This window comes from Flavobacterium tructae, assembly GCF_001853485.1.
GTDB classification, from domain to species: domain Bacteria; phylum Bacteroidota; class Bacteroidia; order Flavobacteriales; family Flavobacteriaceae; genus Flavobacterium; species Flavobacterium tructae.
Genome location: NZ_MIKE01000011.1, coordinates 158,379 through 175,806, shown reverse-complemented (window position 1 = coordinate 175,806; position 17,428 = coordinate 158,379). Strand labels below are relative to the sequence as shown.

Sequence of the window (17,428 nt, the reverse complement as noted above, 5' to 3'; positions counted from 1 at the left end):
AATAGCATAGAGCAGCGCACTATGAAATAAATTAATGGTAAGTATTGCCCTGAAGAGGCAAAAGCAGACCTTCGAGATATTGATTCCGATTTTTATTATTTACAATTCAGGAACCATTTACAGTACGAAGCTCTCCGACTTCGTGCTCGTTTCAATACTTCAGAAAGAAAAATAAGAAACTATTGCAAATGGAATATCACACGATGAGAAAGTAGGTAGATTTTGTATAGTATTAGGCTTTTAATACACATATACAAGGTGGAAGGAGTAAAAATGTTGAAAGGAGTTGTGAGTGCATATTACGTTCATATGTATATTTAGATACTCTAAAGCAAAATTTGAGTTCAATTTTAAAGTTTCACAGGGCGTATTTCAAGGAAATTATAAATGGAGATTCCAGAACTTCACGCATGTTATTGGGTAAAAACATTTTTGGGCAAGCGGTTATTGAGTGCAAGAAATCTTATAGATGAGATGGTAAATGAATATCTAGAGGATCAAAGAAGAAAATATGATGATGATTCAATCAAATTTCATTCTTGAATAAATAGTAAAGAGGGACTTTCAGTCCCTCTTTAAACAAACCTCTGTACTTGACAGTGCAGAGTGATTTAGTTATTAAATACTATTAATTAAATTATTATGAAATTCTTTTAATTTATTGTAATTGATTCCGTAAAAATAATTGTAATGTAATTCTTTTGTCTCATTTTTGTAAGTGTATGTAATTCTTCCTTTTTTAAGATTTGTGATGTTTTTAATTGGTATGACTTCATTTTCAAAATAAAAGAAATTAATATCGAAAGTAACATTTTTAAATTTAGAAAAAAATCGATAAAATTTTAAATAAAGAAATGACTCTAGAATTAAACAAAAAATTATTGCGCCAATCTCGACAATTAAAATGCTATAAATAAGGAAAAAAAGTATAATTACTCCGATTATATTACAAACATGAGTAAATATAATTCCAAGATCAGATGTTAATTTGTATTTTGTTGTCATTTTTTTTCTATTTGTAATCCGTGATGCATTTTAGAATGACAGTAGAATTCTACTTCTATTATTGCACCACCTCCTAATGCGACCCCATGTTGAGTATAAAATCCATTATTTAGAGGATCGTCGGTGTTAAAATCATAACCGGCTTGAAGCAGGGATGTATATCCTCCTTGTACTTTTCCTGAAAAATCTTGAGCACCTAATCCTTTATTTTTAGGACCTGCAACAGTAAACCCAGCTTCAGCACTTGCCCCCATCCATGCAATTTTAAAGTTTAAAAAATCCATGCTACTTTCATTTGAAGTCGAAATGTTATACCATCCCTTGTATACATCCCATTCTAACATTTTAACTGCGAATAGTTTCACATCGAGTGAAATAGTTTTACTAATATCAAATCCGGCTTGTGCCCCCATAGTAACCTTAAAACCAATTGCATCTTCAAATCTTAAATCATCAACATTTCTAAAACTCCTAAAAAAAACTTCACCATCTTTAGAGTATGATACAGTATGAAAACCTTTAGAATCTGTAGGAGTTTTTGAGAATTTAGAAGTGTAATCTGTAATTCCTTCAGAATTTAATTTATCCCTGCCGGCATTGCTAATCCAACCAGAGCCTAATACCCAATTTTTTAATTCTTGCCAGAAGCCTCCGTCAGGGTCAATTCCGGAAATAGGATTGTTTCCCATCCCTAAATAAGGAGAAGGATATTGTCCATAAGGGTCTGTAGACAACCATCGCCCAATTCTTCCATCCCAAAGTCGCAATTGGAAAGCTTCCATTCCAGTTTCCTGATCTAATTCTTGACCCTGATAAGCAAAGCGATAATTGCTTAATGCATTGCGAGAAGGCAATTGCTCTCCAAAAGGATAATAATCAGCAAATGATTTAATGACTGGACTGCCACTTTCTTTTTCTATAACAGACCTAACATTTCCTAAGTGATCTTTGATTTCATAACTGGCAATTCCACTCGCTCTTTTATAAATCCCAAGACGGTTCAGCCCGTAAATAGGTAATTCGGTTTGTGTTGTACTTCCACCACTTGGCAAACTATAAATTGCCAAGGTATTACCTGATAGATCAAATTGGTAGAAAGTAGTATTCTGTAAAGCAAAAGAGGTTGTATTATAACTTTCTTTTTTAATACGTTGTCCTCTGTCATTATAAAAGAACTTCACAACAGTATTAGAGCCTTTTTTTACTTCGGTTACTAATCCTTGTGTGTTGTAAAAATAAAATAAATTTTCTGAAACATTTTGTTTTAGTTGCCCAATAACATCATAAACATAATTACCTGTTCCTTGATTTTCAATATCATTAGGGTCAGATGATGTGGCAGCTGCATTTTCAGTAATACTATTTAATTGATTATTGCCAATATTAGTATAATTATAAGTTAGATTGTCTACTACAGTCCCTGCTTCATTAGTTCTTTGTAAGGTTTTGATATTCCCATTAGCATCATAGGTTAATCCGCCTTCTGCTAAACCTGCAATAGGACTAATAGCAGCTGTACCCGAATTTGTGTTCCCAAATACAGCTCCTGTTAACCAGTTGTTACGATCATAATTGTATAGGTATCCTTTTTGATTGGCTGTAGCTCCAGAGTAGTCTCCTGCAATGCCTTTATTGGCCCAACGTGCAGCTTTTATATTTCCATTATAATCTGCTCCGGCAGAAGGAGAAGAAGTTATGTTACGGCCAGTACGTAAATAATCTCCATTGTAATAGTCGAGTGTTAATCCGAATACATCATTTGCATCACTTCCAGGATCTTTTGAGGCTTCTAAACTTGGATGGTTGATGCTTTTTAGTTGTCCTCCCAATGTGTAGACATAATCTATACCCTGCGTACCTTGTGCTATATTAATACGCTTTAATTCTCCGGTTTGATAGTAGCTGTAATCTGCATTTGTTGTAAAATTGGTATTATCTGTTGATGTTTGTACTTTAATTAAGGCATTATTTGAGTTGTAGGTATATTGATGTGCAAAAAGTTCTGCAATTTTATCTTTTTGAAATAAAACTTTTTTAACATCGCCTTTGTAATTGTATTCGTAATGAATCGTCTTAGCCCCTAATCCTTCATTATATTGTACAATCCATTCGGTTCTTCCGTATAGATCATAACTGTACCAGGTAATTGCTGTTATTGTGGTTTCAGGTTTAGTAAAAGTAACCGCAACATTTCCGGATAAATTGTTTTGTGTATAGTTTGCGCTGTTTATTCCTGCAGTTGCTAATACACTGTTTAAATTTAGATTTGTTGGTATTGCGACAGAAGTAAGGTTGTTCTCAGTATCATCGTATATAGTACACGTTTGCTCTGTACGAGTTCCTGAAATCAATGCTCCGTCAGGGTTAACATTGGCTGTTGTCCAATTATTCGCAATTACACCACTTTCTTTTGGTCTTCCTAAATCATCATAGTCGGTGTATGAAACTTTTGTATCAGTCTGGAGTGCGCTTTGTGAGTACCGAATTTGACCATCTTTCCTGTATGCAAATTTGCTAGTTCCTTGATCTGGGCTTGTTGTTGCTGTTAATTGCCCTAGAGCATTATAGACATATGTTGTAGCAAAATTTGCTGAAGTCATATGGCTTGGGCTAGCCACTACGGTAGTGTTGTTGCTATAGCCATTTGGCTGTATTGTTTTTACTAGCTGACCAGTTTTATTATAGATATTTACAGTATAATCATAATAGTTTACGCTATAAGTAATTCCTAATGAACCAGGATCATAGGTAGGTTGCCCTCCAGAGATATACGTTTTAGGATCTGATGCAGGAGGTGTAATAGCTTCAACTCTGTAGGCATTTCCGCTGGTTAGGCCAGAGGTGATTAATCCTGTTTTTAAATCATATATTTTATATAAACCAGCGCCTCCAATTAAGGATATTCCTGATGTTATTCCTGCTGGAATATGTACATCAACAAAACCTTGTGTACCAATAAGTGAAACTACTGGATAGGTAGTTGAACCACCTGATCTTGCAGTTGCTAATAATTTCCCTTCTCCATCCGCAAAAGCCACATTTTCATTGCCATTTGCATCGGTACTTACAGATTTGTAAAACTTAGTGATAACCTCTTCTTTTCCATTAGAAATTGTTCCATCATAATAATCAGAACCATAAACATAATACATTTCTTGAGCAGCAGGAACAGTGTAGGTATATCCGGTTTTCCATTCTCCATTTATTTTATTACCACCTACAACATTTATTATATTGCCCGGATTTAAGGAATCATAGTTATTTTGAGCAAAAGGATGTGTTGCTGTAGCTTGGTAGGGCTCATCTGTATTATTGTCGCTGTAATAATTTGCCAGACTTGGATTTGCAGAAACGTCCTGAAGATAAGCGGCGGTTAGTACAAAACTACTTCCTGATGTTGCGGTAATGCTAAAGGTATTGCTTAATGTGATAACCGGAGCAGTAAGATTTACATTTAAGCCAGAGGCTACAGTTCCGGTTACAGTTATAGATTGTGTGGCTTTATAAGTATTGTTTGCAGCAATGTTATTTAGTGAAAGAATAGGAGGGTAGGAACCTGTAATTACTTCGGCATTACTTTTAAGAAAATTAGTTTTTTCAAAAGTGCTTAGTGGTGATGGCGCGACAAAAGATGTTTTATCCGGCCTCCCAAAATCATCATAAGTGGTTTCTGTACCCCATATTTTATTGGTTACGTAATTTTTAGACAGACTTATATCAGATTTTCCTAAATCATCAAAATACAATCGATTAATGCCAACAATATTTCCCATAACATCAAAATTGATATTATGAATCCAATGTGCGTTTGAATCTGTGCCAATAGCAATATAATTACCACTTGGTTTTGTACAGCTAATAACATAATTTGTATCAAGTTCGGAAACAATCCCATCTCCATTAGTATCGATATACCATTTGGTATTAGGGTGTATGTCTTTATTGTTATCGTTACAGTCTAAATTATTGTCAACATAACCTGCGGGTTGCGTACAACTTGTTGTTGTTAGGTCTATTGTTCCGAAGCCGTCCTTATCTCCATCGTAATACCAGGTATAATAGGTTATAGCTGGATTATTGTCATTGCAATCATCGCTGTTGCTTACCCATTTATCATTCGGTTGTGAACAAGCCATTTGTGAATAATTGGAATCTCCAAATCCATCACCGTCATTATCATAAAACCATGGATATTTTTCATTTTCATCACAACCTGGCTCTATAGGCTCTATCATTCGTTGAGTTACGGCTGGCTTTGAGGTTTCTTGTGAATATGAATTACAACAGCTGAATAAAACTATCAGATACAATAGTTTATATAAAATTTTCTTCATATTTATTGTATTAGTTTAAATATTTGTTATTATACACATTGGTTTTTACAGCTTTAAAGCCTCCGGTTACCCCATTTGCTAAATCATCTATTACTTCTGTTGATGTTTTGATCAATCTTCCTCCTGCATCATATTCAAATTTTGTGGCTAGACCATTGTTTCCAATAATATAAGTAAGTTCATCCCACTCATTATACACATAACCGGTAGTAGAAGAATATATAGGACGAATCATTAGGTCATCAAAATACACAGTTGATGTATCTAGTGATGTTACATTTATTGAATAAGCACTAGTTGGAACAGTTACATAGCCTGATTTTAGTACCCAATTTCCAGCATTGTAAGTTTCTGTGAAATCAACAATTACCCCATTATTGTTAATTCTAGCTTTTGAAGCATTAGTTTTCTCTACCCATACAGATATTTTGTATTTACCAGGTCTATGTTGTCCATTTTTCATAGCTGTTCCAAATAGAGAGCTTGATGTTGCAGCCACAGATTGCTTTCCTGTATGGAAATAAACAGAATTTCTTGATGCATTCGTTATTGTTATTTCAGGTTCAAGATAAGTTGGGAAATTTGCAGAAGGATTGTTTTCTGCTCCAGAGAAAAACATTTCATTATATCCTGCATTCCCAACAATTGTAACTTTTGTATCGTTATCGCCCATTTTGGTTGAAGCGTAATTACCATTTATGTCTTTCATTTCTAATGGAGAAGAAAAATGATTGTAAAGGGTTATTTCTGAAATTTGTTTCCATTGTGAAGGCTGGCCTACTCCTATAGCCCAGTCAAAGTTATCATCTTTGCTTCCTGTAGTAGAGTTGTAATTGGTGAAAATGCCATTCACATCTTTGATACCGTTCCAAACATAAGTTTTATGTATTCTCCAAATTTTTTGGTCAACAGGCGCGGAGGCTAGAACATTTACGGAGGTTCCTGCAATATCTTGGTAAGACCAGATATTACTCCAGGTTGTGATCCCTACACCAGTTTCTTTCCAGGTTCCACCGTCATTGATGTAAGAATAATTAACTGCTGTCTGTGATAACATGTTTTTATTAGCAAGGTTGTCAACTTTTGAGCCCATTTCAGGATATTTTAAATAAGCTGGGATAATTTTTGTTTTGTATGACTTACCATCACTAGACACTATTCTTGTTTCTGTAGCCTGTCCTGTTATAGGGTCGTACTGATCAAAGTAGGTGGTATTAGTATATCCGTTTTGGTTAGTAGTGATACTTTGTAAATTAGTATTGACGTCAATCATTGAACTTACGTTATAGAAATTTTGTTCGTATGCATTATTACCCCATGTGGAAATATGTTTAACAGCATAGTATGACTGTTGATATTGTCCTAATGAAAAATAATCAGTAACAGTTTTATAGTTATTTTTTGTTTGTTGAACGATTTGATCTTTTGTATTCAAGACTTTTATCTCTTCGATTCGCCCCAAAGCTTGCATATTATTTTTCACAGTTACATTTTTTAAAAAAACATTACTTAGTGGATTTTGTTCAGAAGTATTAATCTGTAAAAGATCGCCAAACGAGATTAAATTATTAGTCTGAACAATTTCTTCTAGTACCTTAAACTTATATTGCTTTTTGATCTCATTGCTGGATTCCGTTACATAGGCATAGGTTACAACAGGCCCAGGTAGCAATGAAATATATGGTGCTTGTTGATTTACTGCATAATTAGGCTCAGGATAGTAAGGGATTATACCTGATGTTTTTCCGGTAAAAGGATTATTGTAATTGTAATATGTGTTGTATGTTTTCCCAGTATTGTCATCAACAGTAATTTGTTTAACTCTAATACCGCTATTATTGTTAGGATTAATTTTATTGCCAATAATCGTGTGTCTCATCGAATATTGTCGACCTCCTGAACTACCATTCCATGCCAGTTCAAATCGGGGTAAATTTGCATTTTCAACTCCTGAGTATTGATTTCCTGCGTTCAGTGCTGAAACAGGTTCTGCCGAATGTTGAAATGTGTCTCTGAAGGCAGGACTTGAAGCCATAACATCGATAATCATATAATTAAGAGATGTATTTAACTCTACTATTGTCGCATTTGCTTTGTCAATATTTACGGATGATCTGTCATAACCGGCACCGCGATTATTGTACATTGCCGAATACCACATATCCATAAAGAAAGGTTTTGAAGGATCAAAATAATCAGCTAATCGTAATCCTGAAGTAGTTGGGTCCTGATAGTCTATTTCTATTTTTATTCTAGTGATTCCTTTTGGAGCATTTTTCATCGAACCTTCATCATCTCCAGAGCCATGAGGTGGTTCTGTAAGAAATGTGAACTTTAGTTTGCTCGTAAATACCCTTCCGTTTTTAATGGCTACTTTGTCATATGAGTCTGGTTCATAAATGATATTAATATTGCCGCCAGTAGGTGTGGTAATCTTGTCTAAGCTCCAGGCCTGCGGCACATTCTCATAATAGCCAAAATCATTTTTTCTAGCCAAATCAAAATTATAATTATATGCATAATTGAACTTAATAGGTGGTATTACCCCGATACCCTGCTTGCCTTTAAAATTCACGCTATTCAATGTTAATTTGCCAATCGAAGAATTTGTTGCTCCCTTAGCTAAATTGTAGTCATGATTAAAAGTAATGATTTTAAGTGCTTTACCTTCAATGTTTAGTCCTGCAAAATCATTAGTATCAAATACATTGCCACTATTATTAACACTGTACTTCCTTAGGTAAAAACTTGTCGGGCTCCAAGTTCGTGAATACTGTCCAGATAAGTAATAATTATAATTTTGAACGTTTGTTAAAGGGATGCCTCTATTTTTATTAATTGAATTAGCATCTTCATTTTTTAATAGTATTATTTTTTCTAGTTTAAGAAGTGGGTTTGAAGGGATATTCATATAATTGGTTGAAGATGTGCGGTAGTGATACATGTTTTTATAGATCATCGCACTACTTTTATTGTCTTCTCGAAGGTTTTTTATGAAAAAGGCTGTGTGGGAGCGTGTCTTAATTTTATCCAGATAATAAACTTGTTTTCTTCCCCAGTTATATTCTTTCACTTTATTAAAAATATTGACAGATTTAATCGGTGTTTTCCAAATATAACCATCAGACCATTTGCCATAATCAAAACGAACCCAATATCCATAATCTCCTTCGTCCGGATATTTTCGGTTCACATCATTTTTAATATAATCAGGTCCTGTAATAGCTGTCAATAGCCAATGAGTGGCATAAGGAGTAACATGCATTCGATCCATATGGGCTTGATTTTCTGTTTTATTATCTACAATGCCGTATAATCTTCGAATTTGTTCGGCTTGATATACTGCTATAGAGTAGTGATAAGTTTTTCCATCTGTAGAAGTTATTTTAAAACCTCCAATACCAGAATCAAAATTCCTTTTTATAAAAGCATCACCACTATCGTATCCACAAGATGTCTGATCTCTTTGGAAGTTATTTTCTGAATCTAAAAATCCTTTGCTTGCTGCAACTCCTGAATTGATTTCACCAACGGTAAAATATTCTATGTACTGACCATTACGTTTTCTATTTTCAGCTTCTTTATAAGAACTACGATGATAAATTAAAGACTGATCTTGACTATAAGAATAATCATTTGCCAAAGGAGCAGGTGGAGAAGAATACGTGAAATTTAATCCTTGCCCTTGTATATATGACATATCAAAGGGTATTACATTTAAATAAGAATTAAAACTATTGCAAAAATTAAATTGAATAGGCTTAATTTTTTTAAAACTATTTGGTAAATTATGTGTTTGACTACCATAAGCATATCCAACAGCCAAGCCAGAAAAATTATCCCCTTTAGCTGTTACTCCGAAAGGTACCATCCTGACATTATTTAAGAATTGTGGTGCTATTGAACCTCCTATTCCCTGTGCTGTAACATTATAATTATCTAAATTAGAAAAAACACCATTGTTACTTTTAATATAAATATCTTTTGAACTTTGTTCAAAGCTACTCTCTGTATCTACTTCAAATGTGTCATTATGGGCTTCGTATGAAACTTTAACATCTCCATTTTCATAATTAAAATCGGTACTTATTTCTCCACTAGGGTCATAAGCGTAGATTGAACCATCCATTGTGAAATCGGTAATATTTAATAAACTCCATCTAATAGTATTTTTACCATAAGAAAAATATCCAAAAGGAGTTGTTAGAGTGAAACTAGTATTCTCATGTAATACGTTATAGTCTGACGCTTTTGTCGAACTATTAAAAGCCACCGATGCACTCGTTCCAAAACCTTGTATACGACTATTTACACTCATTCCGCTAGAAGACAAACTAATCCCTACTCCACTTGAAACTCCTTTAATTAATTTTCCATCTTTTCCTCTACCTTTTTCCGATAAACCAATATTACCGTTGACTCCTCCCGGGCCATAGCCAATCCCTAAATTTAGATAAGAATCTTCACCCATTCCAATATCAGCTCCTATACCAAAAGATCCACTATATCCTACTGATGCACTAACTCCAAGATTATCGTTCAAACCAACCCCTACTGAAACACCATCAGTACCAACACTTCCATATATTCCTCCGACACTCGCGCTTACACTACCTCCTAACGATCTGTTCGATCCCCATGATACCCCAACACCAACTGACCATTCTCCCGGAACTCCATACCCAATAGAAATGGCTGATGAATATGCGCTCCCTCCTTCATCATAAGCAAATTCCCTTACCAGACCATCTTTCCAATCGTCAGGATATCCATTAACATTTCTATTAATTGTTCCTGGGTTTAAGACCCATCCTAACCCTACCCATGAAGCTTCCTGATCCACAGCAATACCAGCGTGATAAGATAATGCTATAGGATATCCTCCTTCCGGCGATGGTACGTTAAGCAGCGGAACTACATAAGTCATATCTCCAGTGAGTAGACTTACCATATCGGTAGCATCGACAGGTTCAAAACCAGATGCTTCAGGGGCATTAGGTCCTTGAGCGTAGAGACTTGAATTTGTGGTTAAACCGCTAATAAAAAATAGTAATAAAAATAAAGGAATAAAGTTTCTGGTTAATTTGTTCATAATATCAAATGGTCAGTTATTATTTTGAAGGAATATTTGAGACAGTTTTACAGATAAAACAATTAAAAAACTAATTGAGGTTCGTTTATTAAGGCTTTGGTATTAAGTTTGAATTTAACATCTCCGGTTTCAAGGCCTAAATCTTCTATTACAAAATTTAGGTAGTCTTGATTTAAGTATTTTTCATCACGAGGATATACAATCATGATTGAAGTAGAATTGCTCATGCCATACATTCTTGGGTAAATGAAGTCGGCTAAGGCTAGGGTGTCTTTTGTTGGAGTATACACATGCAGTTTTTCTTCCATTCCAAAAGCTAATTCATTGACCATTTGTCCGAATTTGGTTTTGTCTTGAGCGACACCATTTAATAATTCTTGATCGTTTTTTGACATAGAGAGATTGAAATACATGTACTTGCTGTATTGTTTTCTGAATTTCTCTATCTGAGCAGGATTAGGTTTGTCTCCTAATTCTTGTTTTACTAATAAATCAGTTGGTCTGTATTGTAAAACATAGTCTACATTGGCTACAGTTTTTTTATAGATATAGCCGTTGTCTTCATTTTGTATATAACTATTCATTTCCTCTTGCGTATCAAATTTTTTGTTGCAAGAGGAAACAATTAGTAATAAAAAAAATAGTAAGAGTTTATTTTTTATCATATTCCGCATTAAGACCTTTTAAAACTTCTTCCGTTAGATCGGTAGATTCGTCAGCATACATGATATTTCCTCCGCCGCTAGCGCCAAATATGATTTTGTAATTATGTTTTTTTCCGTATTCTTTGATATAATCGTTGATATCATTAATTACAGTCTGTGTGACTTTTTTATCCTCTTCTTGAATTTTCTTTTGAATGGCTTCTTGGTATCCATTAATTTGTTGCTGTTTATTAGATAGCAGCTCCTGTTTCAGTTTTAATTCTTTAGGAGATAAGGAGGCTCTTTCTTTTTCGTAAGTTTTTAATTCATTTTGCCAATTACTGATAAGAGAGTCTACATTGGCTTTCATTAAAGAAGCTTTTTTATCAAATTCAGATTTAGCCATTTTGGTCTTACTGTAACCTGTAATTAATTTATTAACATCGACATATACTAACTCTGAACTAGATTTTGCAAAATAGATTGCGATAATACTTAAAAGGACTGCAAAACCTGCAGCATACAAAGGCATTTTTTTCATTTTATTTATTATGATATTTTTAACAAAACTAATTAAACAAATATTAATTTATTAGGTTATATATTGTTATTTTTTTAATTTTTTGTAATTATCTAATTGTGTGGTGTTTGTACGGTTGGTGTCTTTGTTTTTACCTAATTAATTTAGAACAAATATTGCTTATTTAATTCGTAATTCTTTACGGGAAAGCACATTGCGATGTTTTTTTTTAATCTTTCGGTTTTTTTTGAAGAGTACTATAAATCACAACCAAAAAAGAATCCAATTTGGATTCTTTTTTGGTTTAAAACTGTAGGTTACATTTTTCATGTCGTAAAGATTACTAAAAGAAATATGATTCCTCCCAGAAAAATTACCCCTATTATATGGTTTCTTTCGCTATTGGCATCTTTTTTATTTTTATTTCCCTTTGGGGACCATATTTCTGAGAAGGTAATAAAATCGTCTTTTTTAAAAAGAATTATTGTATTTAAATAAGTGAATCTTACACAGGCTCCTAAAATTTCAATTAAACATCTTCCTGAAATTATTTCTATTAAATCCATTATTATTCATTTATTTTCGGTTGTCCTTTAGTCTATTTAATAGACTTACTTCTGCTAGTGCGAGAGTTTTGTTCGTGCATTTACATACAAATGTGATAGGTGAAAATTAAATAGACTTACAAACACCTCTGAATTTATGAGTCTTCAACAAATATAAATTAAAAGGCCATTTTATTTGAAAATCTTTTTAGGTTTTTAAAGATCAAATTTTGGATCAATCCAAGAATCTGTAGGGGACAAGTAGTAAGCGTAAATATTGAAGGCTATCGCTCTGAAAGAGCCCTGGCAATAGCATGGCGCAACGCGCTATGAAATAAATTAATGGTAAGTATTGCCCTGAAGGGGCAAAAGCAGATTTACACGATATGGATCCCGAATTTTATTTTCCACAACTCAGGAAGCAGAAAAAGCCTCATTCATAAATTGTTGAAGCCCTTTTTCTTCAAGGATCTCAATCGAGAATTCTCCAAAACGTTTCGGAAGCCATATAATTCTAACACCACTTGGAGTGTTAAGACTTTCTCGTGACAGCGGATTTCCGTTCTCGTCCTCCGGCTGCACACCTGAATTTACCAATTCGTCAAAAGCAGCTTCGATGTTAGGAGTGGAATAGCAGTGACGATAAATCGTGCCTTCGCCTTTTGTATCCAATAATTTTTTTAGATTTCCTGAAAAAGGCTGTACCAGCATAAACCGTTCCTGGCCAATTCTTACAACGGCATATACAACGTGTAATTCATCTCTCTCCCAGGTGAATTTTTTTGAGATCTCTGCTCCAAGGATTTTTACATAATAGTCGCATGCCGATTGCAGATCGTTAACTAAAATGTCTATGTGACTAAATTTAAGTTCCATTGTTTTTTAAGGCTGTATTGAAATGATTCATAAAAAAAACAGTAGCAAGCCTGAGTTTACTACTGTTTAAAGATTTATTTTTTTGTCAGTCTTTTTAGAACTGAAACATCGTCAAATTACGATTTAATATCTAAAACTTTATAGGTTTTTCCGTCTCCGGTTGCCTGAACTGTCTTGGTTAAATTTTGCTGGTTTTGAACCGTTTTGTCAAATACAACAGTAGCTGTTTTTTTCTCAAAATCAACCGTTGCTTTTTCTACACCGTCAAGATTCGATAATTCTTTTTCGATTGTTTTGGCACATCCCATTGCGCAAGTCATTCCTTCGATTTTAAAACTTGAAGTCTGTACATTTTCAGCGGCAATTGCTTTGTGTTCTTTTGGAGCTGATTCTATATTTTTGATGTTAGCCAGGTTTTTATCTTCTTCTTTTTTGCAGCTTACCAGTACTAAACCTGCAATAGCAATCAAAGCTATGATTCTTGTAAATTTCATATTTTTAAGATTTTAATTTGCGAAAAAATGTTCTTTGCAAAATTAGTAAAAAGGAAGAGGTCAATTCGTAAAATTATTACAAATTTGCACTAAAATATGTTTTATGGATGCAAAACAATTAAAGTGGGCCTATTTATTGGTGCTTTCACTAATCTGGGGAAGTTCTTTTATCCTCATCAAAAGAGGTTTGGTTGGACTCACAGCAGTTCAGGTAGGTTCGTTCCGGATTATTTTTGCAGCTTTATTTTTATTGATTGTCGGGTTCAGAAGTTTGAAGAAGATCTCCCGCCGTCAGTGGAAATTTGTCGCCATAACGTCTTTCTTCGGAACTTTTATACCGGCTTTTCTTTTTGCCATTGCCGAAACTGAAGTTGACAGTTCAATCGTAGCCATTATGAACTCGCTTACCCCTTTAAACACATTGGTTTTAGGGATACTTATTTTCGGAATCCAATTTCAAAAAAGACAGGTTTTAGGCGTTTTTATTGGTCTGGTGGGGTGTTTATTGCTGGTTTTAAGCGGAGCATCTTCGCATCCGGGACAAAATTACTATTATGTGATTCTGGTGGTTATCGCAACGCTTAGTTATGCCATAAATGTCAATCTGATTAAAAAATACTTATCCGATTTAAATTCGCTCAGCATCACAACCGGAAATTTTGCGGTATTACTTATTCCGGCTTTGCTTATTCTGAGTACGACCGATTTTCCGCAAAGAATGAACCTTGAAGTTACACAGCATTCTATTTGGTTTGTCATGATTTTAGGGGTTCTTGGAACCGGAATCGCGAATGTTTTGTTCTTTAAATTAATCCAAATTTCATCACCTGTATTTGCAACTTCGGTAACGTATTTAATTCCGATTGTGGCATTTTTCTGGGGACTGTTGGATAACGAAATGCTTACGCCAATTCAGTTTTTTGGTGCTTTTATAATTTTGATTGGAGTATATTTATCGGCTAAGAAGTAACTTTGGCTGTGAAATGTTGTTTGTAAAAGGTTAGATGTGATTTTATGCAAATGTCATCCTGAGCGAAGTCGAAGGGTGCCAATTGGAACGGGGCTTCGACTTCGCTCAGCCGGACATTGATTTATCGTGAAGTTGTCATTTCGATTTCTATGACATACTGTGTTTGATTTAATGAGGTTGTAGTTATGTGTTTTTGAGGGTTTTAAAAAATAACGATACATAATTTGTAGTATTTTTCTTTTGTTTTGACTATATTTGTAGTCCTAAAAAGTCAAATATATATGAACACAAAAAAAATTGCCCGTATGGTATGGTGGCGGCATTGGAAACAACCGCAACGTTTTTGACAACGTAGGACACCTTAACTATGCGGGTTTTTATTCCTAAAAAGTCAAATTATGAGTACAAACACCCTTTCGAAAGAAACAGAATTGAAGTTGATTGATTTCTTTAACAAATCGGTAGATCCTGAATTTATGGCAAAGACCATTCGAAAAGTAAATTATCTGCTTGCTTTAAGTATGATGAGAGAATGTGAAACATTTGAGACAGACAAAACAAGCCTTGAAAACGGCTTCTACTGGTTGAATGAATTAGCAGAAATTTTAAATCCATATCTGGAAACTGAATGATTAAAATGAGAAAGGCTGTCGTGATTGACAGCCTTTCTTTTGTTTTGTTTTGTTTTGTCGCCCTGAGCGGAGTCGAAGGGCGCACCAATTGGAACTGGGGGGCTTCGACTTCGCTCAGCCGGACAAAGCTTTGACTTCGTTTGGTCTGACAAAGCTTCGACTTCGCTCTGTTTGGTAAAAAAAGAAAAGGCTTAGTCAAAGTTTTAAACTCTGACTAAGCCTCAAAAAAATCTTAGCGCCTCAGCACCTTAGTATCTCAGTATCTTACAAGAAATCTGCTTCAGAAACTCCTTCGTTAATCTTAATGTCAGACATTTTAATATCTAACTCAAAACCTACATTCTGAACGATATTGAAAGGAATTTTAACTCCTTTTACGTCTTTATAATCGTTGAAGTTGGTAATTTGCGTCGTTGATTTTCCGCCTTGTTCACGAACTTTTGCTTCAGCAAGTTTCAATCCTGATGCAACGTCATAGAAATAAGTTGTTTTACCGTCTTTGATAGCGTAGGCATCTTTACCGTTTATTGGTTCGATACTTTCTACTTTTAAGTCGGTTCTTTTTACAAGTTGAAGCTCTTCAAACGGAGCAGCACTGGCTTTCATTTCGGCAAGATCATTTCCTTCAAGGTTTTTGCGTTGTCCTTGTTGCTCGATATAAGCGCCTTTATCATTTACAACCTGTTTCATTAAATTCATTGGTCCCATCGCAAGAGATACCATCATTTTTCCTTTTGAATCTAATTTAGAAGTAAAAGTCAATGGGGAAGGAGCTTGAGGAATAGTAGTAGATCCTGTCATCGAAAGTGTTTTTACGGTAGCAACTACTTTTTCTCCACCAATTGCTTTAAGGTAGTTTTCGAAAACGGTTTTAGCAGTAGTTCCGGCTGGAACTTCTTTTTTAGTTACTGGTTTTTCAACAGGATTTCCGTATTTATCGAAATAGAAAATCGGAATTTGAAGTTTTTCTAAACCTGTTAGCACATCAGATCCTTTTCCGGCAATTACGATTCGCATATTGTCAAGCATGAAATATTTGTTGGCAACACGGTAAACATCATCGGCAGTAACACTGTTGATGGTTTGAATGTATTTTTCGTAGAAATCGGCTGGAAGTTTTTCTGTTTCAATGTTTAAAGCATATCGTGCAACAGTTTGTGGTTTTTCAACCTGCATTACAAAACGTCCAATATATCCCGCTTTTACATTTTTCAAAATATCTTCAGAAACCTTTTCAGTTCTGATTCTTTTGATTTCTTTTACAAATTCTACCACTGCGCTATCCGTAACTGTATTTCTAACGGCAGAAGAAGCTTTGAATTTAGTTACATATTTTCCTCCGTCGATACTTGATCTTGCTCCATACGTCCAACCGTGTTTTTCACGTAAATTCATGTTCAGGTAACTGTTAAAATCACCACCTAAAATTTGATTTGCAATCACAGCAGGGAAGAAATCAGGATCGCTCATTCTCAAATTCACCGTATTCACCAATGAAATTTCAGATTGAACTGCATTTGGAACGTCAACAAAATCAATTTGAAGTTTAGCAGCATTTTCAGGAGCCGGATAGGTGTTTTTTGGCGTAGCCTGTTTTTTCCATCCGCTAAAAAGTTTTTCTACAGCAGCTTTAGTTTCTTTAAATTTAACATCACCTATGATTACCAAATAAGCATTTTCAGGAACAAAATAGGTCGCATAATTAGACTGAACATCAGCAAGAGTCACATTTTTTACTGTTGCTTCTGAAAGATATTCTCCGGATGGATGGTTTTTTCCAAACGCTAAAACGTCAACAACTCTGCTGGCAATTGCCGGAACACTTTTCTCGTCGGCTTTAAGTCCTTCGATTAATTTTGCTTTTTCTTTATCAAATTCTGATTGCGTGAAGTTTGGCTGTAAAGCTCCTTCAGCTAAAAGTTCCAGAACACGTCCTGAATATTTGGAAAGTGAACTTCCGGAAGCTCCTGATGAAGAAAAATTAATATTTGCTCCGTAAAAGTCGATTTCTTCGTTAAAAGCTTCTTTCGTTATTTTTTTAGTTCCGTTACCAATTAAGGCGCTTGTTAATTCGTCGACTCCTTTTTTGTTTCCTTCTGCAAAAGGAGCGTTGTCAAGGGTTAGAGTAAAGCTTACTCTTGGTAATTTATGATTTTCAACCACCAAAACTTTCATCCCGTTCGCCAAAACAAAAGTTTGCGGCTTTTTGATGTTGACTACAGGAGAATTGCCTGGTTTTGGTTGTGGACGGTCTTGTGCTTGCATAATTCCAGTTAGGAATAAAAGGATTAAAAATGTATGTATTTTTTTCATGAT

The 17,428-nt window shown here is 34.5% G+C and carries 10 protein-coding genes; 2 read left to right on the top strand and 8 right to left on the bottom strand.

Translation table 11 applies throughout. The features are described from left to right. Positions 1-1,001: 1,001 nt before the first annotated feature. The 7 genes from BHE19_RS02780 to BHE19_RS02750 form a co-directional block, all read right to left on the bottom strand. Positions 1,002-5,339: an RHS repeat domain-containing protein gene (locus BHE19_RS02780; RefSeq protein WP_070905852.1), complete on the bottom strand. Its 4,338-nt coding sequence runs from the start codon at positions 5,337-5,339 to the stop codon at positions 1,002-1,004. Positions 5,340-5,349: 10 nt separating this feature from the next. Continuing rightward, on the bottom strand, positions 5,350-10,431 hold the full coding sequence (locus BHE19_RS02775) for a hypothetical protein (RefSeq protein ID WP_070905851.1): 5,082 nt from the start codon (positions 10,429-10,431) through the stop codon (positions 5,350-5,352). 62 nt (positions 10,432-10,493) lie between these two features. Continuing rightward, positions 10,494-11,015 carry a hypothetical protein gene (locus BHE19_RS02770; protein WP_233431351.1) on the bottom strand — a complete coding sequence of 174 codons (522 nt, stop codon included), beginning with the start codon at positions 11,013-11,015 and terminating at the stop codon, positions 10,494-10,496. A 67-nt stretch (positions 11,016-11,082) separates the two neighbouring features. Further along, positions 11,083-11,616 carry an OmpH family outer membrane protein gene (locus tag BHE19_RS02765; protein ID WP_083342453.1) on the bottom strand — a complete coding sequence of 178 codons (534 nt, stop codon included), beginning with the start codon at positions 11,614-11,616 and terminating at the stop codon, positions 11,083-11,085. Between the two features lie 305 nt (positions 11,617-11,921). Then, the gene (locus BHE19_RS02760) at positions 11,922-12,161 is read right to left on the bottom strand and encodes a hypothetical protein (protein WP_070905848.1); all 240 of its coding nucleotides are present in this window, start codon (positions 12,159-12,161) and stop codon (positions 11,922-11,924) included. Positions 12,162-12,554: 393 nt separating this feature from the next. Beyond that, positions 12,555-13,016 (bottom strand): VOC family protein, encoded by a 462-nt coding sequence (locus BHE19_RS02755; protein WP_070905847.1) that lies wholly within the window; start codon positions 13,014-13,016, stop codon positions 12,555-12,557. 116 nt (positions 13,017-13,132) lie between these two features. Next, the gene (locus tag BHE19_RS02750; RefSeq protein ID WP_070905846.1) at positions 13,133-13,510 is read right to left on the bottom strand and encodes a heavy-metal-associated domain-containing protein; all 378 of its coding nucleotides are present in this window, start codon (positions 13,508-13,510) and stop codon (positions 13,133-13,135) included. 103 nt (positions 13,511-13,613) lie between these two features. On the opposite strand from BHE19_RS02750, the gene BHE19_RS02745 reads away from it, so the two are divergent. Further along, positions 13,614-14,480, top strand: coding sequence for a DMT family transporter (locus BHE19_RS02745; RefSeq protein WP_070905845.1), 867 nt, complete (start codon positions 13,614-13,616; stop codon positions 14,478-14,480). Between the two features lie 398 nt (positions 14,481-14,878). Beyond that, a complete protein-coding gene (locus BHE19_RS02740) occupies positions 14,879-15,112 on the top strand; it encodes a hypothetical protein (protein ID WP_017497245.1) in 234 nt (77 codons plus the stop codon). A 264-nt stretch (positions 15,113-15,376) separates the two neighbouring features. On the opposite strand, the gene BHE19_RS02735 is transcribed toward BHE19_RS02740, so the two are convergent. Beyond that, positions 15,377-17,425: a M16 family metallopeptidase gene (locus BHE19_RS02735; RefSeq protein WP_207544103.1), complete on the bottom strand. Its 2,049-nt coding sequence runs from the start codon at positions 17,423-17,425 to the stop codon at positions 15,377-15,379. Positions 17,426-17,428 lie beyond the last annotated feature (3 nt).

Coding starts and splice junctions, on each gene's coding strand:
- BHE19_RS02760 (WP_070905848.1), bottom strand. CDS start 12,161: ATGGATTTAATAGAAATAATTTCAGGAAGATGTTTAATTGAAATTTTA.
- BHE19_RS02745 (WP_070905845.1), top strand. CDS start 13,614: ATGGATGCAAAACAATTAAAGTGGGCCTATTTATTGGTGCTTTCACTA.
- BHE19_RS02775 (WP_070905851.1), bottom strand. CDS start 10,431: ATGAACAAATTAACCAGAAACTTTATTCCTTTATTTTTATTACTATTT.
- BHE19_RS02755 (WP_070905847.1), bottom strand. CDS start 13,016: ATGGAACTTAAATTTAGTCACATAGACATTTTAGTTAACGATCTGCAA.
- BHE19_RS02770 (WP_233431351.1), bottom strand. CDS start 11,015: ATGAATAGTTATATACAAAATGAAGACAACGGCTATATCTATAAAAAA.
- BHE19_RS02765 (WP_083342453.1), bottom strand. CDS start 11,616: ATGAAAAAAATGCCTTTGTATGCTGCAGGTTTTGCAGTCCTTTTAAGT.
- BHE19_RS02780 (WP_070905852.1), bottom strand. CDS start 5,339: ATGAAGAAAATTTTATATAAACTATTGTATCTGATAGTTTTATTCAGC.
- BHE19_RS02735 (WP_207544103.1), bottom strand. CDS start 17,425: ATGAAAAAAATACATACATTTTTAATCCTTTTATTCCTAACTGGAATT.
- BHE19_RS02740 (WP_017497245.1), top strand. CDS start 14,879: ATGAGTACAAACACCCTTTCGAAAGAAACAGAATTGAAGTTGATTGAT.
- BHE19_RS02750 (WP_070905846.1), bottom strand. CDS start 13,510: ATGAAATTTACAAGAATCATAGCTTTGATTGCTATTGCAGGTTTAGTA.